This window comes from Rhizobium sp. 05N49, assembly GCF_056396805.1.
This window is the reverse complement of the sequence record NZ_JBFTME010000036.1, coordinates 1-20941: the sequence shown is the minus strand read 5'-3', so window position 1 is coordinate 20941 and position 20941 is coordinate 1. Positions and strand designations below refer to the sequence as shown.

Annotated in this window: 22 protein-coding genes; 13 read left to right on the top strand and 9 right to left on the bottom strand. The window is 60.9% G+C overall.

The window, feature by feature from the left end:
• Positions 1-77 precede the first annotated feature (77 nt).
• From AC1DF8_RS34680 to mobB, 3 genes are read left to right on the top strand one after another with little or no spacing between them, the layout of a single operon-like run.
• Positions 78-986, top strand: a complete 909-nt coding sequence (locus tag AC1DF8_RS34680) for a DMT family transporter (RefSeq protein ID WP_113015735.1) — start codon at positions 78-80, stop codon at positions 984-986.
• 17 nt (positions 987-1003) lie between these two features.
• The gene (gene mobA, locus AC1DF8_RS34675) at positions 1004-1633 is read left to right on the top strand and encodes a molybdenum cofactor guanylyltransferase MobA (RefSeq protein ID WP_478157286.1); all 630 of its coding nucleotides are present in this window, start codon (positions 1004-1006) and stop codon (positions 1631-1633) included.
• A gap of 32 nt (positions 1634-1665) precedes the next feature.
• On the top strand, positions 1666-2199 hold the full coding sequence (gene mobB, locus AC1DF8_RS34670) for a molybdopterin-guanine dinucleotide biosynthesis protein B (RefSeq protein WP_478157284.1): 534 nt from the start codon (positions 1666-1668) through the stop codon (positions 2197-2199).
• 252 nt (positions 2200-2451) lie between these two features.
• Here the strand turns inward: mobB and AC1DF8_RS34665 are convergent, their stop codons facing one another.
• Positions 2452-4722, bottom strand: coding sequence for an OmpA family protein (locus AC1DF8_RS34665; RefSeq protein ID WP_113116881.1), 2271 nt, complete (start codon positions 4720-4722; stop codon positions 2452-2454).
• 326 nt (positions 4723-5048) lie between these two features.
• On the opposite strand from AC1DF8_RS34665, the gene AC1DF8_RS34660 reads away from it, so the two are divergent.
• From AC1DF8_RS34660 to AC1DF8_RS34625, 8 genes are all read left to right on the top strand, one after another.
• Positions 5049-5822, top strand: a complete 774-nt coding sequence (locus AC1DF8_RS34660; RefSeq protein WP_112968299.1) for a transporter substrate-binding domain-containing protein — start codon at positions 5049-5051, stop codon at positions 5820-5822.
• A gap of 111 nt (positions 5823-5933) precedes the next feature.
• On the top strand, positions 5934-6707 hold the full coding sequence (locus AC1DF8_RS34655) for a transporter substrate-binding domain-containing protein (RefSeq protein ID WP_478157282.1): 774 nt from the start codon (positions 5934-5936) through the stop codon (positions 6705-6707).
• A gap of 113 nt (positions 6708-6820) precedes the next feature.
• A complete protein-coding gene (locus AC1DF8_RS34650; RefSeq protein WP_112547511.1) occupies positions 6821-7627 on the top strand; it encodes an ABC transporter permease in 807 nt (268 codons plus the stop codon).
• Complete coding sequence (locus AC1DF8_RS34645) at positions 7624-8454, top strand: ABC transporter permease (RefSeq protein ID WP_112968300.1); 831 nt, start codon at positions 7624-7626, stop codon at positions 8452-8454. Before AC1DF8_RS34650 ends, AC1DF8_RS34645 begins: the two co-directional genes overlap by 4 nt.
• Positions 8455-8615: 161 nt before the next feature.
• On the top strand, positions 8616-8882 hold the full coding sequence (locus AC1DF8_RS34640) for an usg protein (protein WP_112547513.1): 267 nt from the start codon (positions 8616-8618) through the stop codon (positions 8880-8882).
• Between the two features lie 43 nt (positions 8883-8925).
• Entirely contained in the window at positions 8926-9747 is an 822-nt protein-coding gene (locus AC1DF8_RS34635) for a class I SAM-dependent methyltransferase (protein WP_112547514.1), read from the top strand.
• A 70-nt stretch (positions 9748-9817) separates the two neighbouring features.
• Positions 9818-10501 carry a glutathione S-transferase family protein gene (locus AC1DF8_RS34630; RefSeq protein WP_478157279.1) on the top strand — a complete coding sequence of 228 codons (684 nt, stop codon included), beginning with the start codon at positions 9818-9820 and terminating at the stop codon, positions 10499-10501.
• Positions 10502-10580: 79 nt separating this feature from the next.
• Positions 10581-10877, top strand: coding sequence for a YrhB domain-containing protein (locus AC1DF8_RS34625; protein WP_478157277.1), 297 nt, complete (start codon positions 10581-10583; stop codon positions 10875-10877).
• Between the two features lie 130 nt (positions 10878-11007).
• Here the strand turns inward: AC1DF8_RS34625 and maiA are convergent, their stop codons facing one another.
• The 6 genes from maiA to AC1DF8_RS34595 all read right to left on the bottom strand — a co-directional run bounded on the left by maiA (position 11008) and on the right by AC1DF8_RS34595 (position 17089).
• Entirely contained in the window at positions 11008-11658 is a 651-nt protein-coding gene (gene maiA, locus AC1DF8_RS34620; RefSeq protein WP_112968302.1) for a maleylacetoacetate isomerase, read from the bottom strand.
• 162 nt (positions 11659-11820) lie between these two features.
• Positions 11821-12642, bottom strand: a complete 822-nt coding sequence (locus AC1DF8_RS34615; protein ID WP_113211648.1) for an ATP-binding cassette domain-containing protein — start codon at positions 12640-12642, stop codon at positions 11821-11823.
• Positions 12643-12653: 11 nt separating this feature from the next.
• Positions 12654-13490, bottom strand: a complete 837-nt coding sequence (ssuC, locus tag AC1DF8_RS34610) for an aliphatic sulfonate ABC transporter permease SsuC (protein ID WP_113209231.1) — start codon at positions 13488-13490, stop codon at positions 12654-12656.
• 89 nt (positions 13491-13579) lie between these two features.
• Positions 13580-14755 (bottom strand): FMNH2-dependent alkanesulfonate monooxygenase, encoded by a 1176-nt coding sequence (gene ssuD / locus AC1DF8_RS34605; RefSeq protein ID WP_478157273.1) that lies wholly within the window; start codon positions 14753-14755, stop codon positions 13580-13582.
• Positions 14756-14803: 48 nt separating this feature from the next.
• Complete coding sequence (locus AC1DF8_RS34600; protein WP_478157271.1) at positions 14804-15769, bottom strand: aliphatic sulfonate ABC transporter substrate-binding protein; 966 nt, start codon at positions 15767-15769, stop codon at positions 14804-14806.
• A 354-nt stretch (positions 15770-16123) separates the two neighbouring features.
• A complete protein-coding gene (locus AC1DF8_RS34595; protein WP_478157269.1) occupies positions 16124-17089 on the bottom strand; it encodes an aliphatic sulfonate ABC transporter substrate-binding protein in 966 nt (321 codons plus the stop codon).
• A gap of 265 nt (positions 17090-17354) precedes the next feature.
• Here AC1DF8_RS34595 and AC1DF8_RS34590 point away from each other — a divergent pair, with 265 nt between their 5' ends.
• Both AC1DF8_RS34590 and AC1DF8_RS34585 read left to right on the top strand, forming a co-directional pair.
• On the top strand, positions 17355-18224 hold the full coding sequence (locus AC1DF8_RS34590; RefSeq protein ID WP_478157267.1) for an NAD(P)-dependent oxidoreductase: 870 nt from the start codon (positions 17355-17357) through the stop codon (positions 18222-18224).
• Positions 18221-18904: a DNA alkylation repair protein gene (locus AC1DF8_RS34585; protein WP_478157305.1), complete on the top strand. Its 684-nt coding sequence runs from the start codon at positions 18221-18223 to the stop codon at positions 18902-18904. The genes AC1DF8_RS34590 and AC1DF8_RS34585 overlap by 4 nt, the downstream gene beginning before the upstream one ends.
• Before the next feature lie 3 nt (positions 18905-18907).
• Here the strand turns inward: AC1DF8_RS34585 and AC1DF8_RS34580 are convergent, their stop codons facing one another.
• Together AC1DF8_RS34580 and AC1DF8_RS34575 are read right to left on the bottom strand one after the other, a co-directional pair.
• The gene (locus tag AC1DF8_RS34580) at positions 18908-19840 is read right to left on the bottom strand and encodes a LysR substrate-binding domain-containing protein (protein ID WP_478157265.1); all 933 of its coding nucleotides are present in this window, start codon (positions 19838-19840) and stop codon (positions 18908-18910) included.
• A gap of 441 nt (positions 19841-20281) precedes the next feature.
• Positions 20282-20941: porin (locus AC1DF8_RS34575; RefSeq protein WP_478157263.1), on the bottom strand; the 660-nt coding region annotated here is incomplete at its 5' end.

Genomic DNA, 20941 nt, shown 5'->3' with positions numbered 1-20941 from the left:
TGAAGTGTGGCATTCCTCCGATACCCTTGCCCGCCGTTCCCTTCTAAAAGGGCTTGTAAGGTAAGGGAATCTCCAGCATGCCGCGATCACGCAATACCGAAGGCGCCATCTGCATGAGCATGGCGATGGCGGGCTTTTCCGCAAGCGACGCACTCTCCAAATCCGTCATAGCCTACATGAATGCCGGCGAGATCATGTTTCTGCGTGGCCTCTTCACCAGCATCCTCGTCTATCTGATCGCCTGGAAGCTGGGCGCGCTGCGGCCCTGGCGCGTCATGCTCAAGCCTGTCATCGCGCTGCGCATCGCCTGCGAGATCATCGCTGCCGTCACCTACATTACCGCCCTCGGCATGATGCCGATCGCCAATGCCTCGGCGATCCTCCAATCTCTGCCGCTGGTCGTCACCTTCGGTGCGGCACTTTTCTTCAAGGAACCGGTCGGCTGGCGGCGCTGGCTGGCGATCCTCGTCGGCCTTGCCGGCGTCATGATCATTATCCGCCCCGGCCCGGAAGGTTTTACCCCGGCCGCCCTCCTCTGTGTCGCCAGCGTTGCCTCCACCGCAGGGCGCGACCTCGCCACCCGCGGCATCAGCAAGGATATTCCCTCGCTGATGATCACGACGGTCACGGCGGTCTCGGTCGCAATATTCGGTGCGCTGATGATCCCTTTCCTCGGCGGCTGGGAACCGGTCAGCGTCACCTCGCTTTCGCATCTGCTGCTGGCCTCGGTGCTGGTGCTGGTCGGCTACCAGTCGGTCATCCTCGCCATGCGTACTGGCGAAATCTCCTTCGTGGCGCCCTTCCGCTATACGAGCCTGATCTTCTCGTCCCTGCTCGGCTTCGTTTTCTTTGCCGAAGTGCCGGATTTCTGGACGCTCGTGGGCGCCGCCATCGTTATCGCATCAGGCCTCTATACGTTCTATCGTGAGGCCAAGCGTCACGTGCCGCCGGTCGCCCAGGAATCGGCGCCCCGTTCGCCCGTGTGATCGTCAGAGGTACCGCCATGACTAACTTCGTGCTCGACCAATCGACGATTCCAGGTGTCGTGCTGGCCGGCGGGCGCTCATCGCGCATGGGCCGCGACAAGGCGGGCGTCATGCTCGGCGGCCGCAGCCTGCTTTCGCATGTGCTGGCTCGCCTCTCGCCGCAGACGGCTGAGATCGCCGTCAATGCTGACACAGCCGTCGGACACGACCTGCCCGTCGTCTCCGATCGTATTCGCGGCAAGGCGGGGCCAATGGCCGGAATCCACGCGGCCATGGTCTATGGCGCCGGCCTGCCCGCCACGCATGTCGTGACCATCTCTGTCGATTGCCCCTTCTTTCCGGCCGATCTCGTTAGCCGGCTTATGAGTGCGATAAGCCATCCCGAACAGATAGCGATTGCTGCCTCCGAAGGCCGCAGCCACCCGGTCTTCGGCCTCTGGCCGACCGCGCTCGCCGCCGATCTGGAAGAATGGGTCAAGGTTGACGAGAAGCGCCGCGTGCGCGACTTCCTCTTGCGTCATGACGTTACGGAAGTGCCCTTCCCGCTGCATCCGACCCGCGCCAGCCTGCTCGATCCCTTCTTCAACATCAACACGCCCGATGATCTAATCGAAGGCGAACGCTGGCTGGAGGCGCTGGGGGGATGAAGCTAGATGGAGGGATGAAGGAAGGTGGGGCAATGACGCAGAAAATCTTCGGCATCGCCGGCTGGAAGAACTCCGGCAAGACAGGTCTTGCGGTGCGCCTCGTCGAGGAATTCACCCGCCGCGGCTATCGCATTTCAACGATCAAACATGCCCACCACGATTTCGACATCGACAAGGTCGGCGCTGACAGCTACCGCCACCGCCAGGCYGGCGCCCACGAGGTGACGATCGTCTCCGGCACCCGCTACGCCATCATGCACGAACTGCGTGGTGCGGCGGAGCCGAGCTTCGAGGAGATCCTGGCGCGGTTGGCGCCCTGCGATCTGGTACTCATCGAGGGCTACAAGCGCGAGCCGATCCCGAAGATCGAGGCGCGGCGGCTCGAATCGGCAAGGCGTGACCCGCTGGCGCCCGAGGACCCGCATATCGTGGCGATTGCGGCCGATCATGTGGTGGACGACGCTGCGGGTCTGGTGGTGTTTGATCTCGATGATACCGTCGCGATTGCCGATTTCGTGGCGCAAACAGTTGGGCTTGCTCCGCCTTCTCCCCAGCGGGGTTCCTGAGGACGGGTCGAGACCCGCGGCTCGACCCCGGTTGATATCCGATAGGACAGATGAGGCGGTGAGCGACGTCAGGAGCGAACGTCTGAGCGGATAGCGAAGACGGCATATGTTTTACCGTGCGGCCCCCTCATCCGACCCTTCGGGCCACCTTCTCCCCGCTGGGGAGAAGGGAAGACGCCGCGCCGTCGAATCCACAAAACAAAAAGGGCGAGGCCTCACGACCCCGCCCTCCTCTATTAGTACCGTAATAAATTACCTCTGAGCAACAGGCCGCACCAGCGGCGTGACACGGCGAATGGTCACACGGCGGTTCTCCTGGTTCGGCCCATCCGTATTCACCTTCAGATAGCGCTCGCCATAACCCTGCGTCGCAAGGTTCTCCGGCGGAATGCCATAGACATCCGTCAGCACATTGGCGACCGATTCCGCGCGCTGGTCGGAGAGGATCAGGTTGCTCTGGTCCGAACCGACGGCATCGGTATGGCCTTCGATCAGGAAGGTCTCGCTCTTGTTCTTGTCGAGCACTTCGTTCATCGCATCCGCCACCTTGCGCAGCGTGCGGGCCTGGCTCATCGGAATTTCCGCGCTGCCGGTCGCGAAGGTCACCGTATCCAGGTCGATACGGCGCACCTTGTCGCGGATACGAGCGGAATATTTCACCTCGTTCAGCGAATAGACGCGTTCGACCGGCTCGACGGGCGGCTCGCTCAGGAACTCGTAATAATCACGGTCCGGATCGGTGCTGGTGTCGATGATATAGTCGTTGAGCGGCACGCGCAGACGCATCGGCGGCAGGTCGGCACCTGGATCCTCGAAGTAATCGCGGTCCGGATCCTCATAGAGCTCAGGCGAATAGTAGAGCACCTCTTCCCGGCCGCGTGCATCGACGCGTGAGCGCTGGATGATGTCGCCGTAGCGGTTGCGCAGCGTCACGATGCGATAGCCCTCAGGCCGCATGATCGTCTCGCGGTAACGGTCGCCCGAAAGCTCCTCATAGCTCGGCCGTTCGCCGTCGCGCAGGAACCGGCGATCGTCGTCGCTGCGCACCACGGTGCGGTTGCCGAACTGGATGATGACGCGGCTGTCGTCGGTGCGCTCGCCGTAGCGCGCGCCGTCAGGTTGGGCGAACTGGGGACGGCGGTCGATGCGCCGGCCTTCCTCGCGGGTGATGGCCTCGATCTGTACCGGCGCACGCTGCCGGGTGCCGCTCAGCGACTGAGCTTCGGCATCGGAGGTCGGCAGCTTGAAATCCTGGCTGTCGGCGCGCTGGCGATCCCGGTCGCGGCGGCCCTGCCGGCCCTGGCTGCGATCGGCATCCTTGTCGCTGTCGAGAACAGCGGCACCGTTCTGAACGGGCAACACGATGGTCTCGTTGCTCTTGGCAGGATCCTGGGCGATCTCCTTGCGGCGCTCCAGCTCCTGCGGTGTGACCTTTTCGGGCGCAGGAATGGCCTGTTCGGCCTGCTGCGGCGCAGTGGCTGCCGGCGGCTGGCCGGGCTGCGGAGCGTTTGCGGCAGGCTGTTCCGGCTGGACCTGGCCGGTGGCTGGCTGCTCGGCCGGTTGCTGGGCTTGACCTGCTGCAGGTTGTTCAGCCTGGCCAGCGGCCGGCTGTTCGGCTGTGGCGGGCTTTTCAGCAGTCGCCGGCTTCTTGGTCGGAACGGGCTGCTCGGCTGCAGGCTGTTCTGCGGTCGCAGGCTTCTCGGCCGTTGCGGGCTTTTCAGCGGGAGCCGGTGCTTCTCCGGCCGGTGCTGCCTGCTGCTCGGTGGCAGCGGGACGCTTGCCGCCGGCCGGGCGCTTGCCACCCTGCTGCTCTGCAGGCTGTTCCGTGCTCTGCTCGGCGGGCTGCTCTGTCGTTTCGCTCTTCTGGCGCTGCGGGCGCTGGCGCGGTTTTTCAGCGGGCTGATTCGCTTCGCCTGCGGCTGGGGCTTCGGCAGCCGGCTGCTGCGCCTCAGGGGCGGCCTGCTCGGCATTCTGCTTGCGGTCGCGCTGGCGCTTCGGCTGCTCTGCGGGTGGCTGCTCGGCTTGCGGCTCGGCCTGCTGTTCGGGCTGCGCCTGACGCTGGCGACGCGGCTTCTGCGGCTCTTCGGCGGCAGGCGCCTGCTGGTCGGGTGCTGCCTGTTCGGGCTGGGCTTCCCGCTGGCGGCGTGGACGTGCGGGCTCCTCAGCCGCAGGTGCCTGCGCCTGGGGCTCTGCCTGCGGTGCGGGTTCGCGCTGACGCCTGGGCTTCTGTTCCGGTTCCGGAGCGCTTTCGGCGGGGGCCTCGCGCTTCTGCGGCTTTTCTGCAGGCGCCTCCTGCTGCTGTTGCTGCTCTTCCGCCTGCTTCTTCCTTTTCAGAAGCTCCTCTTCGGAAGGTGCGTCCTGTGCCACCTCGTAGCTGCCCCCGATAAGGGGATTGGCGACGGTGCCGACAGCGCCGTGCTCAACCCCGCCCACTGCGGCGTAAGCGCCTACCGGCGGCACCACCAGGGTAAGGGAAAGCAGCGGAAAGGCCGCACTGGCAAACAGTCTGGATTTCATGCCCATCAGGGGTTTCCTCGTCCTTATTTTGACTTCAACCGGGGCTGACTGCCCCGCAATCACGGCTTTTTGTGCACTAAGCGAAGCACAAATCGTTAAAATGCAGATTTGTTCCTGACGCTAAGAAGGACGGGATTAACCTTGCCTGAACACCACGGTCGGGCCCTGTTCATCTCGGCTGCCGGTTGCAACGCACAACTGCGCGGGGATTCCTGTTGCAATTTTGCGAAAAAAGGTTTGATTATCGCCGCAAGACGGTGGTGGCACCGTCGAAGTGTGCGGCCGCCGGCGAACAACAACAAGACCCGGCGCCACCAACAGAGAGGATCCTCATGCGCATTTCCACCAAGCTCCTTGCTGCAGCTTCGCTAGCGGCAATGTCCCTTTTTGCCGGCGCAGCACTTGCTGACGGCGAAAAATACGTGATCGGCACGGACTCGACCTACCCGCCGTTCGAATTCGTCGACGCCAGTGGCACCATTCAGGGCTTCGACATTGATATCGCCAAGGCACTCTGCGCCGAAATGAAGGCTGAATGCTCGTTCGTCAGCACCGACTGGGACGGCATCATCCCGGCGCTCAACGCCAAGAAGTTCGACATGATCGTCTCCTCTATGTCGATCACCCCGGAGCGCCTGAAGCTCGTCGACTTCTCCAACAAGTATTACAACACCCCGCCGGCAATCGCCGTGCCGAAGGACTCCACCATCACTGACGTTGCCGGCCTCAAGGGCAAGGTGATCGGTGCGCAGACTTCCACGACCCATGCCAACTACGCCGAGAAGCACCTCGCCGACACCGAGCTGAAGCTCTATCCGACGGCTGACGAGTACAAGCTCGACGTTTCCAGCGGCCGCGTCGATGCCGTCATCGACGACGTCGTCGTTCTCTCCGAATGGGTCAAGTCCGACGCCGGCTCCTGCTGCAAGATCCTGACGACCCTGCCGGTCGACAAGGAAATCAACGGCAACGGTGCTGGCATCGCCATCCGCAAGGGCGATCCGCTGAAGGAAAAGCTCAACACGGCAATCGCCGCGATCCGCGCCAGCGGCGAGTACAAGAAGATCCAGGACAAGTACTTCGATTTCGACGTTTACGGCGAATGATAAATTCGGTATCTGGCCGATGAAGGTGATGGCGGAAGACTTGCTCTTCCGCCATTTTTTGTTCGGCAACACGGCGATGTCAAAACGGCAAAAGCCGTGAGAGGAATTCTCATGCGTATCTCCACGAAGCTCCTTGCTGCAGCCTCGGTTGCGGCATTGTCTCTCTTTGCCTGTTCGGCTCTCGCCGACGACGAAAAATACGTCATTGGCACCGATTCGACCTACCCGCCGTTCGAATTCGTCGATGCCAGCGGCACCATCCAGGGCTTCGACATCGATATCGCCAAGGCCCTATGCGCTCAGATGAAGGCCGACTGTTCCTTCGTTTCGACCGACTGGGACGGCATCATCCCGGCGCTCAACGCCAAGAAGTTCGACATGATCGTCTCGTCGATGGCGATCACCCCGGAGCGCCTGAAGCTCGTCGATTTCTCCGATCATTTTTACAGAACCCCGCCGGCCGTTGCTGTGCCGAAGGATTCGACCGTGACTGATGTCGCCGGCCTCAAGGGCAAGGCGATCGGCGTGCAAATCTCCACGACAAACGTCACCTATGTCGAGAAGCACTTCGCTGACAGCGAGCTGAAGCTTTACCCGACGGCTGACGAGTACAAGCTCGATGTTGCGGCCGGCCGTGTCGATGCCGTCATCGATGACATCGTCGTCCTCTCGGAATGGATCAAATCCGGTGATGGCACCTGCTGCAAGATCCTGACGGCCCTGCCGGTCGACAAGGAAATCAGCGGCAATGGCGCCGGTATCGCTGTCCGCAAGGGCGATCCGCTGAAGGAAAAGCTCAACACGGCGATCGCCGCGATCCGCGCCAGCGGTGAGTACAAGAAGATCCAGGACAAGTACTTCGATTTCGACGTTTACGGCGAATGATAAATTCGCTATCTGGCCGATGAAGGAAATGGCGGAAGGCTTGCTCTTCCGCCATTTTTGTTTGACAAAGGTGGCAATATCAAAACGGCAAAAGCCGTGAGGGGATTTCTGGCATGGGCGGATTGTTTTCCGCGCTCGGCTCCTTCTGGAGCCTGCTTGTGCACATCTTCGATCCGCTGTGCGGACCCGTCGGTATTTTCACCTGGTTGGCCCCGTCGACCATCCTTGCCTGTGGCGACACCGGCTGGGGCGACGAGATCGCGCTTGGCCTGCAGGTCACGGTTTCGGTGGCGATCGTCACCCTGCCGATCGGTCTCGTCATCGGTTTCCTCGTGGCGCTCGGCCAGCAGTCGGAAGAGAAGTCGCTGCGGCTGGCAGCTGGCATCTACACCACGATCTTCCGCGGACTGCCGGAACTTCTGACGCTCTTCATCATCTATTACGGCATGCAGATCCTGATCCAGTATCTGCTCGACATTGCCGGCTATGAAGGGCCACCGGTCGAGATCAACGCTTTCGTCGCCGGCGTCATTGCGCTGTCGGTGGTCTTTTCCGCCTATTGTTCGGAAGTGCTGCTGTCTGCCTTCCGCGCCATTCCCAAGGGCCAGTATGAGGCGGGTGATGCGCTTGGGCTGCATCGCGGCCGCACACTGCGCCTCATCGTCCTGCCGCAACTGGTGCGTATCGCCCTGCCCGGCCTGACGAACCTCTGGATGGTGCTCTTGAAGGACACGTCCTACGTCTCGATCATCAGCCTCTCCGATATTCTGCGCCAGACGAACGTGGCCGTGCGCGTCACCAAGGAACCCTTCTTCTTCTATGGCATCGCCTGCTGTCTCTATCTGGTGCTCGCCATCCTCTCCTCCTTCCTGCTTGTCTATATCGACCGCTGGGCCAAGCGTTCGGAGGTCCGCCGTTGAGCTACGCTGAAAAATTGATCGCGCCACAAGCTGCACCGCGCGCGGTGGCAAAGCCGATGACGCCCGCCCGCCTCACCGGCTACATCCTCGTCGCTTTCTGGGCACTGCTCGCAGCCTTCCTGATCCTGACCGTCATCAAGGGCTGGGATCCGGATAAGTTTACCCGTTACGGGCCGCGCTACCTGCACGGCCTCTGGATCACGCTTTCCATCGTCGCCCTCTCGGTCGTGTTCGGCGCCGTGCTGTCATTGCCGCTCGCCATGGCCCGCATGTCCGGAAACCGGGTGCTGAACGGACTGGCCTACTGCTACATCTATTTCTTCCGCGGCACGCCGCTTCTGGCCCAGCTCTTCCTCGTCTATTACGGCCTCGGCATCTTTCGCCCGCAGATGGAAGCAATCGGCCTCTGGTGGTTCTTCCGTGACGCCTGGTATTGCGGCGTCTTCGCCATGACCATCAACACCGCGGCCTATCAGGCGGAAATCCTGCGCGGCGCCATCGAAAGCGTGCCGCATGGTCAGCATGAGGCGGCGGCAGCACTCGGCATCCACAAGCGCATCGCCTTTTTCAAGATCGTCCTGCCGCAGGCCTTCATCGTGGCGCTGCGCCCCTATGGCAACGAGATCATTCTGCTCATCAAGGGCTCGGCGGTCGTCGCCATCATTACCGTGCTCGACCTCATGGGTGAGACGCGCTACGCCTTCTCGCGCACTTTTGATTACCAGACCTACCTGTGGGCGGCGATCTTCTACCTCGCCATCGTCGAGGCGCTTCGCCACCTCTGGAACTGGATCGAACGCCGCCTGACCCGTCATCTGAAGCGCTGAAGAGGCTAGCAGCACTCCCCGATGAGTGCTGCTAAGACTTTGAAATTAAAAATAAATAGCTCTTTTATGCGCTATCTGTCAAGCTTCGGTTAACCACCGCATGATCTCATATCATGTGGCGCTAATAAGCGCGAAGTGGGAACAAGAAGAAGCGAGACAAAATGCACAAAGACATGGAAAAACAGCTCAATGGTTATGGGCTGACGACAGCGCAGATCCTCTACCACATGCCGGATCATCCGGCCTTTCTCCAGACCTATATCTGGCAGGACTATGACCTCGCCCCGGACTTTCCGGAAATGCGCGGTTTTCTGAAATTCTGGCAGGAGAAACTGGACGGGCCGCTGCATTCGGTGCGTTACATTCACCGCAGGCTCATTTCGGCAACCGAATGGCGCTCTCTTAAGGGTGAATTCATATTGCACTGAAAATGCAGTTGCGATGGTAGGCTGCGGGCTCTAAAACGCCCGCATGAACAAAAAGAAAGTCGACGAAGAGGCTCTCGCGGAAGCCTATAACCGCGCTCTTGCGCTTGAGAAAGCCGGTGATGTCGATGCGGCCGTCGAGGCTTACCAGGAGGTCCTGGCAATCGACCCCGACGATCACGGCGGCGCGGCCGTCCGTATTGCCTCCATGGGCCGCGGCGAAACGCCAGTCCGTGCGCCGGACGCCTATGTCGAAACCCTCTTCGACCAGCATGCCGAAGTCTTCGAGGATGTGCTGGTGGAGCAGCTCGGCTATCACGTGCCGATGCTCGTGCGTCAGCGCCTGCAGGATCTGAAGCTCGGCCCCTTCAAGCGCATGCTCGATCTCGGCTGTGGCACGGGTCTGACGGGCAGCGCGCTCAATGACCTCTGCGAAGAGATGATCGGAATCGACATTTCCGAGAACATGGTCGTCATCGCCGACGAGAAGGAAGTCTACGAGACGCTCTTCGTCGCCGAGGCCGAGGATTTCCTCGATGATAACGACGAAGACCCCTTCGATCTCATCACCGCGACCGATGTGCTGCCCTATCTCGGCGCGCTGGAACCGCTCTTCTTCGGCGCCGCCGAGAATATGAAGCCCGGTGGCATTTTCGTCTTCTCCTCGGAAACCCTGCCCGAAAGGCTGGCGGACGGCCGCCCCTACATGGTCGGCCCGCACCAGCGGTTCATCCATACGGAGACCTATATTCGCGAGCGCCTCTCCGCCACCGGCTTCGAGCTCCTCGAGATGCTCGAAATCAACGTGCGCATGCAGGAAGGCCAGCCGAGCCCCGGCCATCTGGTCACGGCACGCTATAACGGCTGAGTCTGCCATCTGGCATTTTGCGGGCGCCTTGCTTATGTCCTGAGCTGAATTTCTCAGGAAAGGTCAAAGCATGGTGCTCGTTCTCTATCAGCATCCGCTTGCCTCCTTCTGCCACAAGGTGCTGATCGCGCTCTACGAGAATGCGACGCCCTTCGAAAACCGCATCGTCGATCTCGCCGACGAACAGTCGAGCGCCGATCTCGTCCGGTTCTGGCCGGTCGGCAAGATCCCCGTGCTGCGCGACGAGACGCGCGACAGCACCGTTCCCGAAACCAGCATCATCATCGAATATCTCGACCGGCACTATCCCGGCCCGGTGACGCTGGTGCCGGAAGACACCAATGCCGGCCTGCAGGTCCGCCTCTGGGACCGCTTCTTCGATCTCTATGTGCAGGTGCCGATGCAGAAGATCGTCATCGACCGGCTGCGCCCCGAAGGAGCGCTCGATCCGCACGGTGTGAGCGAAGCGCGCGCCATGCTCGAACTCGCCTATGACATGGCGGAAAAACAGATCGACGGCAAAGCCTGGATCACCGGCGATGCCTTCACCATGGCCGACTGCGCCGCAGCGCCTGCCCTCTTCTACGCCCGCACGCTGGTGCCCTTCACCGAGAAACGCCCCGGCCTCGAGGCCTATTATCGCCGCCTGCTGGAGCGCCCCTCGTTTGCTCGGGCCTTGAAAGAGGCGATGCCCTATTTCAAGTTCTATCCCTATAAGGAAAACTTGCCGGACGAGTTTCGGCCGCAGGGATAGAGTAGAGAGTCACAGCCTGGAGTCTGCGCATAGCATCTGCTTTACAGCATCACGGGCATTATCTGGGGAGAGGTTCCAAATGACGAAGATCGATTTTCACGAAGCCCTAGCGATGGCGAATGTAAAAATCGAGGCATATGAGAAGCAGTCGCGGCATAACCTCGCCATTATCGAAAGCTCCACAATATTCGTGGGGCACGGATGGGTATTTTTTTACAATACCAGGGAATTCATAGAGACAATGGACATAGTGCACGCGCTGGGCGGCAATTGCCCGATCTATATCACTAACAATGGCTCTCTGTTTGAACTACCGACACATATGCCGTGGGAAGAAGGCATCAAAGCTCGGGGCGCATCTGACTGGCACTTTTGACGACCGCGATGCCAAGCCTGGCTGACGTCCAGGATGATAGATATCGCGGCGCAGTCATATCCGCGCCGCATAGCGTTTCCGGACGTCTGTCCCGCCGACGAATATTAGCGGAACAACTCAAGCTACGACGCTAGTGAGCCTTCGAATACCCCGGCTGCCGCGAAGGATGCGCCCCGGCAAATTCCGGCATATCAAAACAACGCTTCCCAAGCGCCGCCACGGCCGGAAAGGCCGCGAGGTCAATCTTGTTGAATTCGGCCAGGACGATCTGGCCGGCGATGCAGATATCGGCAATGCCGGCGGTCTCGCCCAGCGCGAAGGGCGCGGGCGGGCGCCGGGTGAGCAGGCGTTCGTAGGTCGCAATTCCCTCCATCGTCCAATGCCGGCCCCATGCCTCGATCGCGGATGCATCGGCACCGAGGGCCTCGCCGAGATGTTTGCGCACACGCGGCACGATCAGCGGATGGGCATCGGCGATGGCAACAAGCGCCAGCGACCGGGCATAGGCTCTCTCTTTTGCGTCAACCGGCATCAGCCTTGGCTCGGGATGGATATCGTCCAGATATTCCATGATCGCCAGCGACTGGAAGAACTGATGACCATCGTGAACCAGCGTCGGCACGACATGCTCGGCGTTCACTTTCGCATAGGCGGCATCGAACTGACGCCCGGAGAGAATATCGATCTCGATTTCCTCGAACGCCAGTTTCTTCAAGGCAAGTGCGACGCGGACGCGGAAAGCGGCGTTGGAACGCCAGAAGCCGTAGAGTTGAATGGTCATGGGAGTGATCCACTGTATTGAGTGCCAGGTCTCGCAATGATGCGAACCTGCTTAATCTAGCGGATGACCTACCCACGTGTCTCGTCTCGCGCGATTGCAGCGACGCAATGTCACTTCGTCGACACTCAAGCGCCTTGCTCTGAAAGAGGATGAATGACGGACCTAATGCCCGCCATCACTGCCGAGAATGGCCGAAAGCAGCCGCCCTTCCAGCTCCGCGAGCGCAGGATTGCCGTGACGACGCGGATGCGGATAGGGAATGGCGAGATCGAGCGCGATGCGGCCTTCTTCCAATACGATGACCCGGTCGGCCAGATGCACCGCCTCGCTGACATCGTGGGTGACGAGCACGGTGGTGCAGCCGAGTTCGCACCAGACGCGGTTCAGCAATTGCTGCATGCTGATGCGGGTCAGTGCATCGAGTGCACCGAGCGGTTCGTCGAGGGCCAGAATGCCGGGCTTGCTGACAAGCGCGCGGGCCAGCGCCACACGCTGGCGCTGGCCGCCGGAAAGACGCGCCGGCCATTCGCCGGCTTTTTCGGCGAGCTGAACTTCGGCCAGCACAGCCTTAGCTTCTTCCAGCGCCCGCTTCTTTTCGATACCTTCGCCGAGACCGACGACGACATTGTCTGCGACACTGAGCCAGGGAAGAAGCCGGGGCTCCTGGAAGACGATGCGGGCATTGGGCTGCGTATCGCTGCCATCGGCTCCTTCGAAGCGCAACTCACCATCAGTTGGCTCATCGAGGCCCATCAGGATGCGCAGCAGCGTGCTCTTGCCGCAGCCGCTCTTGCCGATGACCGCGACAAACTGGCCGGCGGGAATATGCAGGTTGATGCCACGCAATACCCGGTTGGCACCAAAGCTCTTTTCGAGGCCCGAGAGTGTGATGGAGGCAGCGCCCTCGCCGGCGGCGATCGGCTGATGCTCGACATATTCGGCTGTATCGACGGGATGGAAACGCTCACGCGAGATGACGGTCATCGCACTAACTCCTATTTCGCGTAAGCCGGGTTCCACTTGAGCGTCCGGCGCTCAAGGGCACGAGCGACGACATCGGCGAGCTTGCCCAGAACCGCATAGATGACGAGCGCCAGCACCACGACATCGGTCATCATGAATTCGCGGGCATTGTTGGCCATGTGGCCGATGCCGGAGGAAGCGGCGATCGATTCCGAGACGATGAGCGTCAGCCACATGATGCCGAGTGCATATCGCAGCCCAACGAAGATCGACGGCAGCGCGCCGGGGAAGATCACCTTGCGGAACAGCGTCCAGCCACTCATGCCATAGACCTTGCCCATCTCGATCAGGTCGCGATCGACATTGCGCACGCCGTGGTAGGTGTTGAGATAGACGGGAAAAAGCACGCCGAGCGAGGTGAGGAAGAGCTTCGATTCCTCACCGATGCCGAACCACAGGATGACGAGCGGGATCATTGCCAGATGCGGGATGGTGCGCAGCATCTGCAGCGTCGTATCCGTCAGTTGCTCCGAGAGTTTCGACACACCATTGGCAATGCCGAGCAGGAAGCCGATAGAGCCGCCGACAAGCAGGCCGGCAAAGGCGCGTGCGGCGCTGACCAGCACATCCTCGGGCAGTTGCCCCGAGATCGTCGTCGTCCAGAAGGCACTGGCGACATCGGCCGGAGACGGCATGATGCGCGAGGAAATCCAGCCGACGGAACAGCCGATCTGCCAGAGTGCGATGATTGAAACCGGCACCAGATAGGGCAGCAGCCTGTCACGGCCGGGCAGCGGCAGGCGAAAGCCCGCCCTGCCCTTGTCGGTATCGGCGGCAGCCCGCGCAAACGGCGTATCGAAAGTCGACATGAATATCTTCCTCGCGCTTTGCTTCAATGCAATTCCGGGAAACCGTGCGGAGTTTCGTGTCCGGAACTGCGTTGGTGACTGGCCCCCGATCAGGAGCCGGAGACGACCTTCAGGTTGCCGCCATGGCTGCCGCCGGCAAAAACCTTCTTGCGGCCGAACTCGTTGTTGAAGCTGAGCCGCTGTTCGTCCCTCTCGATGCCGAGTTCCGGGAAGAGCAGTTCGGCGACGCGATAGGCTTCTTCAAGGTGCGGATAGCCCGAGCCGATGACCGTATCGATGCCGACCTCCTGATATTCGCGCAGGCGCGCGGCAACCGTCTTCGGCGAGCCGACGAGCGCAGTACCCGCACCGGCGCGCACCAGGCCGATGCCGGCCCAGAGGTTCGGCGACACTTCGAGCTTGTCTCGGCGGCCGCCATGAAGGGCTGCCATGCGCTTCTGGCCGACAGAGTCGGATTCCTTGACGAAACGCTCCTGCGCTTCGGCAATCGTCTCGTCATCAAGATGGCGGATCAGGCGATCGGCGGCTTCCCAAGCCTCCTCGTCCGTCTCACGGACGATGAAATGCAGGCGGATGCCGAACGAAACGTCGCGGCCCTTGCCGGCGGCGGCAGCGCGCACCTTCTGCACCTTCTCGGCAACCTGTGCCGGCGGCTCGCCCCAGGTCAGGTACTTGTCGACACGGCCGACGGCGAAGTCGATGCCGGCATCCGAGGAGCCGCCGAAATAAAGCGGCGGGCGCGGCGACTGCACCGAGGGGAATCCGAGGCGCGCATCGGTCGCCTTGATATACTTGCCGTCATAGCTCGCGACACCCTTTTCCAGCAGTTCTTCGAAGACATGAAAGAACTCGTCGGCATGGGCGTAACGCTCGTCATGCTCCAGATGGATGCCGTCACCGGCAAGCTCGGCCGGGCTGCCGCCAACGACGATATTGAGCAGCAGGCGACCGTTGGAGATACGGTCGAGTGTCGTGGCAAGGCGGGCATAATAAGCCGGAGATGCCGTGCCGGGGCGGATCGCCACCAGGAACTGCAGCTTCTCGGTCCGCGCCGCGAGCGCCGAAGCCATGACGAAGGATTCCTCGCAGGCAACGCCCGTCGGCAGCAGCACACCGGAATAACCAAGACGGTCCACCGTCTGGGCGATCTGCGTCAGGTAACCGATCTCAGGCGCGCGGTTGAGGTCGGTGGAGCCGAGATAGGTGCCGTCGCCGGAGGTCGGGATGAACCAGAGAAAATTGATCGGGTCGGATGAAGCGGTCATGAGCGCATTCCTTTCTTATAAATGTCTGAAATCGGTCCGGTTACCCGATCAGCTGGCTTTCGGATGCCACACGATATCGCTGATCGTGAGCTGCTTCGGCACGATCTTGAGTTTGTAGAAATCGTCGGCGAGCGCCTGCTGGTAGGTGAGCGCCGCATCCGGAACGAGCGAAACTTTGCCGAGGTCGGCCTGGCTGCGGGTGAGTGTGACGCGGGTAATATCGGCCGGCACGCCGGTGATCTGGGCGAGCGCCTTCACCGTGTCGTCGAGATTGGCCTGTGCGGCCGCGCCTACCTTGGCAAGCTCGTCGATGACATCGACGATCACTTCGGGATTGGCGTTGGTGAAGGTGCTGTTTCCGAGGAAATACCCCCAGTTGTCGAGCAAGCCTTCCGAAGTCGTCAGCACCCGTGTGTGCGGATCGGCTTCGGCAACAGCGAAGAAGGGATCCCAGATCGCCCAGGCATCGATGCTGCCGGTCTTGAAAGCGGCACCTGCATCCGGCGGCGGCAGATCGACTTCGGTAATATCCGACAGCGAAAGCCCTGCCTTCGCGAGAACCTTGAGGGCGAAATTATGGGCGCTGGAACCGCGCTTGTAGGCGACTTTCTTGCCCTTGAGATCTTCCAGCTTCTGGATCGGCGAATCCTTCTGTACCAGCAGGCCGTGGAAGGCAGCCGGGCCGCGATAGGCGCCGACATAAAGAAGATCACCACCGGCGGCCTGAGCAAAGAGCGGCGGTACATCGCCGGAGACGCCGAAATCGAGTGCGCCGGCGCCGACGGCTTCAAGCAGCGGCGGGCCGGAAGTGAATTCGTTCCACTCGACGCTTACACCCCTGGCCTCAAGCCGTTTTTCAAGTGCGCCTGCAGCCTTGGCAAGCGGCAACACGCCGAACTTCTGCCAGCCGATGCGCAGCGTCGTGGCCGCAGCCTGTGCGGAGCGAACTTGCGGGAGAATGGTCGTTGCGGCCGCAGCACCGAAAAGCCCGAGCGTCTGTCTGCGTGTAAACATGAAATCTCTTCTCCGTCCTCGTGGCTTTCGGCCTGCCCTTTTGCGAACCAAAGTCGCGAACCGGTCGCCTTTGGTCATGCAGAGATACTGACATAGACGACCAATTAGATCGACAATATCAATTTGCTATTCTAACTCGGTCTGGAGAATAATTTTGCCTGGTTCCGCGGCATGGGTATGCTCCCATGCCGCGGTTGCCCGGCCCTGCCCCAGCGCCACCCCAAGCCGCAGGAGAGACTAGCTTGCTCAGATGCGGCGACGTCAGCTACCTCGGCAGCTGACCTGGCTGGCTCGCCGGAGGCTGTCAGTTCACCCAGGGGCTGACGAATTCAGCTACCTCGGCGGCTGACTTGGTTAGCTCGCCTTCGGACGCCAGACGATGTCGCCGGTAGTGAGCTTCTTCGGCACGATGCCGAGATTGTAGAATTCGTCGGCCAGCGCCTGCTGATAGGCGGCAGCCGCATCGCTTACCGTTGTCACGCTGCCGAGATCGGCGCCGGGACGCTGGAGCGTCACCCGCGTAACATCAGCGGGAACGCCCGTTATTTCCGAGAGCTCCTTGACCGTCGCGTCGAGATTGTCCTGCGCCGAGCGGCCGACCTTGGCGAGTTCGTCCAGCACATTGACGATGACAGTACCGTTCGCGTCGGTGAAATCCTTGTTGGCGAGGAAGAAGCTGTAGGAATCGACGATGCCTTCGGCCGTCGTCAGGATGCGCGCATCGGGATCGGCTTCGGCGATGGCGAGATAGGGATCCCAGATCGACCAGGCATCGATGCTGCCGTTCTTGAATGCAGCAGCGGCATCCGGCGGCGCAAGATCGACCTGCTGCACATCCTCCGGCTTCAGCCCCGCCTTGCGCAAGGCCTTGACGGTTACGTTATGAGCGCTGGAACCGCGCTTGAAGGCAACCTTCTTGCCTTTCAGATCCTCCAGCGTCTTGATCGGCGAATCCTTGCGCACGAGGATCGCCGACCCCGCCGGGCTGCCGCGATAAATGCCGACATAATAGAKCGCTCCGCCTGCCGCCTGTGCAAAGAGCGGCGGCACGTCGCCCGTAGCCCCGAAGTCGAGTGCACCGGCGCCGAGCGCTTCAAGCAGCGGCGGGCCGGACGTGAATTCCGACCAGCTGACGGTGATACCCTGATCGGCAAGCCGCTTCTCGAGCGCCCCGCGGCGCTTGGCGAGCGCCAGCACGCCATTCTTCTGCCAGCCGATGCGGAACTCCGTTGCCGCAGCCCGCGCCGAGCGGACGGATGGCAGAATGGCGGTGGCGGCTGCGGCTCCGAAAAGCCCGAGCGTCTGTCGACGTGTGATCATCTCTATCCCCTTTTTCCGGCGAGCTGGTGTTCCTGCTGCGCTCGCTGCCTGTTTCGATGGGGAAATGATGATTTAGTCTATAAATTAGATCGACAACTAAATTTGTCATATTCACGGTATCTGAAACTTTCCAGACCCCGTTTTGTCGGGCTCGGAGAAATTTTGTTCCAACGGAGGTCGCTTCTCTCCGCAGAGTGGCTTTCCGCTGCCCGTCGTTTCCGCTAATCCTCTGACCCTGTTTGCAAGCGGTTATGGAGGACAGCATATGGCGAAAGTCGCTTTCATCGGTCTCGGTGTCATGGGTTTCCCGATGGCAGGACATCTGAAGACAAAAGGCGGCCACGATGTCACCGTCTATAACCGCACGTCCGAGAAGGCCGCCGCCTGGGCGGAGAAATTCTCCGGAAAGTCCGCCCCGACGCCGGCTGAAGCTGCCGAGGGCTGTGATTTCGTCTTCGTCTGCGTCGGCAATGACGACGATCTCCGTCAGGTGACATCGGGCGAAAGCGGCGTGCTGAAGAGCATGAAGCGCGGCTCCGTTCTCATCGATAACACCACGGCAAGCGCCGAAGTCGCCCGCGAACTCTACGCGGCGGCCAAGGCAAAGGGTGTGGATTTCATCGATGCCCCCGTTTCCGGCGGCCAGGCAGGCGCCGAGAATGGCGTGCTCACCGTCATGTGCGGCGGTGATGAGGCCGTCTTCGAAAAGGCAAAACCGGTCATTGACGCCTATGCCCGCATGGTCGGCCTGATGGGGCCAGCCGGTTCCGGCCAGCTGACCAAGATGATGAACCAGATCTGCATCGCCGGCATTGTCCAGGGGCTTGCCGAAGCCGTGCATTTCGGCAAGCGCGCCGGCCTCGACATCGAGAAGGTGGTTGACGTCATCTCCAAGGGGGCCGCGGGCTCCTGGCAGATGGAAAACCGCCACAAGACCATGAATCTGGGCAAGTATGATTTCGGCTTTGCCGTCGACTGGATGCGCAAGGATCTTGGCATCGTCCTGTCGGAAGCACAACGCAGCGGCGCCAGATTGCCGCTCACCGCCCTCGTCGACCAGTTCTATGGCGATGTTCAGGCGCTCGGTGGCAACAGATGGGATACGTCTTCGCTGCTCGCCCGTCTCGAAAAATGATAGGCCCGTCTTCGAGCGCAGCAGAGCTGATCGCGCATCTTCTAACGCTGCGCTCGGAAGACAATATAGCCGGCATGGCGCGTTTCGGCATCGTTACCGAAACCGCGATCGGCATTTCCAATCCCGATCTGCAAAGGATCGCCCGGCTCGCAAAGAAGAACCACATCAGGGCAAAACAGCTCTGGGCAAGTGGTATCCGCGAAGCGCGCATGCTGGCGCTCTACACGTTCGAGCCGAAAAGGCTGACGGATGCGGAGGCGCGCATACTGGTGGCGGACTTCAACTCCTGGGAAATCGTCGACTGCGCCGCCGACGTCTTCGTCGAGGCTCATCTCGACGCGCTAATTCCGGAATTCGCCGCCGATATCAGAGAATTCGTCAGGCGAACCGCCTTTGCCATGATCGCCGGCGCCGCCGTGCATCGCAAGAAGGACACGGATGAAAGCCTGCTGGCCTACCTGTCGCTGATCGAAGCGCATTCCACAGATGACAGAAACTTCGTCCGCAAGGCCGTCAACTGGGCGCTTCGCAACATCGGCAAACGCAGCCGTGCCTGTCACGCCCCTGCCCTGATGCTGGCCGAACGCCTTGCCGCCAGCGCCGACAAGACCGCGCGCTGGATTGGCAAGGATGCCGTCAAGGAATTGACGAGTGAAAAAATACTGGCTCGCCTAAGGTAATCCTTATTCCGCGGCAAGTGCAGCGCTGGTCGTAACGATCTGATGCTGCTTGGATTTTTCGACCAGGAAATCGATAAGCGCCCGTACTGCTGGCGGCATGCCCTTGGTCGTCGTGAAGACGAGATAAAACTGGCTCTCCACCGTCTGCCACTCCGGCAACACGCGAACCAGCCGACCGGACTGGAGGTCCGGCGCGCAGGCATGTTCGAGGATGAGCCCGTAGCCCACACCGGCGCGTGCGGCATCGAGGATAGCCGTCATGCTGCGGCAGGTGAGCCGCGGCTGATGCCGCACCACCTTCTTCTCGCCATCCGGTCCGACCAGTTCCCAGGTATGAAAGGACATCCAGGCGGTCATTGCGAGCGTTGGAGAATTGCCGAGATCGTCGACGCTGGTGAGTTCGCCCATGCGTTCGATCAGCGAAGGGCTGGCGACGAGGATACGCCGCGCACGGTCCAGCTTTCGCATTGTCAGGCTCGCCTGTGTTTCCGGCTCGCTCGCCGCGCGGACTTCGACATCGATGCGCTCGTTGATGAGATCCGTGCGCCGCTCGGAACCGACGACTTGCAGCTTGATCTTGGGGTAGCGCTCCAGGAATTCTGGCAGCACGGCACCAAGGGAAATATCGATGAGGCCGAGCGGGCAGCCCATGCGCACAATTCCCTGCGGATCGGACTGGGCCTCCGTAATGATCGACTTGGCGCGATCCGCTTCCCTGAGAATCGTCTGGCATTGCTCATAAAAAGCCTGCCCGATCTCCGTCACCCGGAAGTGACGTGTGGAACGCTCGATCAGCCTCGCGCCGAGGCCATCCTCCAGGCGACTGACGCGCCTGCTCAGCTTGGATCGGGGTATTTTTAGAGTTCGGCTTGCGGAAGCAAAACCACCGCTGGAGACGACGGCGGCAAAATAGAAGTAGTCATTAAGATCGTCCATTATCGAAACCTACCCGAGAGTAGTAATGAATGCCAGCCTCTGAAATGCTTATAGCTTCTCACCTGTTACGTTACAGTCACATTATCGGCATCAAATCCCGATAGATGAAACCTGTCCCGATGAGCAAACTCGCCTGATGAAATTGCATCACGAAAAGATGCATATCGCGCAACAAGATAGGGCCCGATTTACCGGAGCCAACGAATACGGCGATAATTTAAAATGGTACGCGACGTTGGGAAAACCGGTGGAAAGCCTGCCGACAAGGTGAAACCGGTAAGCGTGGCGGCGCTCCTGGCTTCATGACCGCTTTCAACTGCAAAGGACTGGCCCAGCAGGGAAAACCGGACCAGTCCCTCGTTACTGATCGGAGGTCATTCTGATCAGAAACTCGTGGGTTAGGAGACCCCCGGCACGAAGCCGGGGGTTCCGTCGTTCAGATTAGAACGAGCGCTGCAGACGGAAGTAACCGGTGGTTACGTCGTCGCCATCTTCCGGATCCAGGTACTGGACGGAAGCCTTGGCGTAGAAGTTGTCAACGATCTGGTAGTCAACCGTCAGACCAGCCTTCCAAGCATCGCCGAGACCGTCGAAGTCATCCGGAACATCCTTGCTGCCACCGAAGTAGTTGCCGTAGTACTGAACACCAGGGGTGATCTTCAGCTTGTCCGTTGCCTTGATGGCGTATTCGGCAGCAATTGCCCATTCAGCAGACGAGTAGTAGGAGTTCGGGCCGCTGGAGTAGACAGCAGCGAGGCCGAGCGTGCCCGGACCAATTTCAGCCGTACCCATTGCGCGGATTGCACCGTCTTCGTTGTCGAAGTCCCAGCCGCCGGTAACCTGGTAGCTGAATGCGCCAGCCGTACCGCCGATGCCGAAGGCAACGCCGACGTTGTTCGGAGCTTCGTCAGCCGTGAAGACGCCGGTGGCGGGATCAACGGTACCCTTGAAGACGCCGTCTTCCAGTTCGTCGACGCTGATGCCAGCGTAGAAGGAACCGGTTTCGTACTGATAACGGATGGAGTTATGCAGCGTTACGACAGAACCGATATCGTCCGTTTCGCCGGAGAGACCATCGTCCCACCAGGAGTAGAAGAGACC

Excerpts from the sequence above, each read along its gene's own strand:
- AC1DF8_RS34680 (WP_113015735.1), top strand. The coding sequence starts at position 78 with ATGCCGCGATCACGCAATACCGAAGGCGCCATCTGCATGAGCATGGCG.
- mobA (WP_478157286.1), top strand. The coding sequence starts at position 1,004 with ATGACTAACTTCGTGCTCGACCAATCGACGATTCCAGGTGTCGTGCTG.
- AC1DF8_RS34665 (WP_113116881.1), bottom strand. The coding sequence starts at position 4,722 with ATGGGCATGAAATCCAGACTGTTTGCCAGTGCGGCCTTTCCGCTGCTT.
- AC1DF8_RS34660 (WP_112968299.1), top strand. The coding sequence starts at position 5,049 with ATGCGCATTTCCACCAAGCTCCTTGCTGCAGCTTCGCTAGCGGCAATG.
- AC1DF8_RS34655 (WP_478157282.1), top strand. The coding sequence starts at position 5,934 with ATGCGTATCTCCACGAAGCTCCTTGCTGCAGCCTCGGTTGCGGCATTG.
- AC1DF8_RS34650 (WP_112547511.1), top strand. The coding sequence starts at position 6,821 with ATGGGCGGATTGTTTTCCGCGCTCGGCTCCTTCTGGAGCCTGCTTGTG.
- AC1DF8_RS34640 (WP_112547513.1), top strand. The coding sequence starts at position 8,616 with ATGCACAAAGACATGGAAAAACAGCTCAATGGTTATGGGCTGACGACA.
- AC1DF8_RS34635 (WP_112547514.1), top strand. The coding sequence starts at position 8,926 with ATGAACAAAAAGAAAGTCGACGAAGAGGCTCTCGCGGAAGCCTATAAC.
- AC1DF8_RS34630 (WP_478157279.1), top strand. The coding sequence starts at position 9,818 with ATGGTGCTCGTTCTCTATCAGCATCCGCTTGCCTCCTTCTGCCACAAG.
- AC1DF8_RS34625 (WP_478157277.1), top strand. The coding sequence starts at position 10,581 with ATGACGAAGATCGATTTTCACGAAGCCCTAGCGATGGCGAATGTAAAA.
- maiA (WP_112968302.1), bottom strand. The coding sequence starts at position 11,658 with ATGACCATTCAACTCTACGGCTTCTGGCGTTCCAACGCCGCTTTCCGC.
- AC1DF8_RS34615 (WP_113211648.1), bottom strand. The coding sequence starts at position 12,642 with ATGACCGTCATCTCGCGTGAGCGTTTCCATCCCGTCGATACAGCCGAA.
- ssuC (WP_113209231.1), bottom strand. The coding sequence starts at position 13,490 with ATGTCGACTTTCGATACGCCGTTTGCGCGGGCTGCCGCCGATACCGAC.
- ssuD (WP_478157273.1), bottom strand. The coding sequence starts at position 14,755 with ATGACCGCTTCATCCGACCCGATCAATTTTCTCTGGTTCATCCCGACC.
- AC1DF8_RS34600 (WP_478157271.1), bottom strand. The coding sequence starts at position 15,769 with ATGTTTACACGCAGACAGACGCTCGGGCTTTTCGGTGCTGCGGCCGCA.
- AC1DF8_RS34590 (WP_478157267.1), top strand. The coding sequence starts at position 17,355 with ATGGCGAAAGTCGCTTTCATCGGTCTCGGTGTCATGGGTTTCCCGATG.
- AC1DF8_RS34585 (WP_478157305.1), top strand. The coding sequence starts at position 18,221 with ATGATAGGCCCGTCTTCGAGCGCAGCAGAGCTGATCGCGCATCTTCTA.
- AC1DF8_RS34580 (WP_478157265.1), bottom strand. The coding sequence starts at position 19,840 with ATGGACGATCTTAATGACTACTTCTATTTTGCCGCCGTCGTCTCCAGC.